At 45.4% G+C, this 1,565-nt stretch carries 3 protein-coding genes; all 3 read right to left on the bottom strand.

The window, feature by feature from the left end; genetic code table 11:
* Window positions 1-137: 137 nt before the first annotated feature.
* From CSR02_RS13250 to CSR02_RS13240, 3 genes are read right to left on the bottom strand one after another with little or no spacing between them, the layout of a single operon-like run.
* Window positions 138-632, bottom strand: a complete 495-nt coding sequence (locus CSR02_RS13250) for a hypothetical protein (protein WP_143225593.1) — start codon at window positions 630-632, stop codon at window positions 138-140.
* A 37-nt stretch (window positions 633-669) separates the two neighbouring features.
* Entirely contained in the window at window positions 670-1,050 is a 381-nt protein-coding gene (locus CSR02_RS13245) for an HVO_A0114 family putative DNA-binding protein (protein WP_003627483.1), read from the bottom strand.
* Window positions 1,038-1,301, bottom strand: coding sequence for a toxin-antitoxin system TumE family protein (locus tag CSR02_RS13240; RefSeq protein WP_231862534.1), 264 nt, complete (start codon window positions 1,299-1,301; stop codon window positions 1,038-1,040). The genes CSR02_RS13245 and CSR02_RS13240 overlap by 13 nt, the downstream gene beginning before the upstream one ends.
* Window positions 1,302-1,565: the final 264 nt, after the last annotated feature.

Genomic DNA, 1,565 nt, shown 5'->3' with positions numbered 1-1,565 from the left:
AAGCCATGATGTGTCCTCCAACAAACACATCATCTGTTTGTGCCTTTACGTTTGTAAAGGCAAATGAATAAGGGCTGCGTTCCTGTCGTTCCCATGGAAAACGACAGGGACCGTCCTGATCAGAGACCATTGTGAGACTATCTCTGATAATTATACAGCCTATAGCCCACATGTAGCGCCAAAATCCCGAAAACTGCGTAAATAGGGGATTTCATGAAGGCATCAGACGCCCACCAGCTCAGATCGCCCCATAGTGGGTCATGCAGAAATTTTGAATCCAGACTGGTGATCTGTCTGATGACCGGCGGGGGAAGCGTGGTTTGGATCTTCCAGAAAGCAAAGCCTTGCGCAAACACATTCCACAACCATGCGAACGAAATGCTTCCAAAAAAGGGAGCATAAATGCGGTCAGTACAGACCAGCCTCAACCGATCGAGGATTGGTGTGTCACCGTCCAAATCGACCATAAACAGCATCATGCTGATGCTCATGACACACATTACAACCAGAAGCGGCCATTCCCACACCAAAGACCATTCCAGATCGCTGGTAAATACACACCATGCTGCAATCAGACCACTGATGACGGCAGGAATATTCCATACGAGAAGTCTTTTTTCGCTCCATGACAAGTCATAAGGCATCCTAAACCTCATCAATCCTGATAATTTAAGCTACGGCTTTCAATTCATAGTCCACATGGAACCCATCGTAAGGGAATACGACTTTATCTCCGATCTTTTCAAGCAGACCTGCTGCCAACAAGACTTGAATATCACCATGAGTAGCTTTCACGTCCCGTCCAATGAGCTTACTCAGACCTCTTATCGACATGGGCTTTCGGCCTGACATCACCTGCAACAACTCCTGACGACGTGGTGTCAGTGTTCTCCACATGAGATCAAGCGTTATGAATGTATGACGGGGCTCCTGTTTTTTACCTTCAAACGCTGCAGCCAGTCGTTTGCCCACTTCATCCAAACCATCGAAACCAATCAGAAGAATTTCTTTCTTCTTCTGGCTACGCAGAACGTCTTTCATTTCAACCATTCTCTCACATCCTCCAAAAAATCATCTTTTAAGGTCTGCAAATCTTGAAATGTGTAAGAAACTTCTACGGCTCCTATGTGCTTATGGTCTCCTTTTCCTGACTCATTGTCATATCGCAGAACGCATTTGCCATCCGATATCAGAGCCAGACGATACTTGTAGTGGTGCAAACTGCCTCTCAAGGGAGAAGGAACCTCCCAGACCACCAATTCGATAAACACCCGTTCTGAAAGGGTGATTTTCTCTTTCATGATGGAACGGGCTTTCGTCATAGACTGGATTATAATTTAGGATGTTGTCGTTGTCCACAACAACAACGAATCCTTGGCCTGAGGGCACCACTGATATAACACCAACTATAAGAACGATTTACCCTATATAACATATAGCTTCAAACCCCGTCTTTTTATGAAAAACAGCCCCCTTCCCCATACATACTTGCGTTAATTCCACTTATCGCATGTAGATGGGCTCCCGGAAAAAGGGAGGTTTGTTGTCGAAATTCCTTAATTAGG

The sequence above is a fragment of the Acetobacter pomorum genome (assembly GCF_002738225.1).
Taxonomy (GTDB): Bacteria; Pseudomonadota; Alphaproteobacteria; order Acetobacterales; family Acetobacteraceae; genus Acetobacter; species Acetobacter pomorum.
This window is presented reverse-complemented; position numbering and strand designations above follow the sequence as displayed.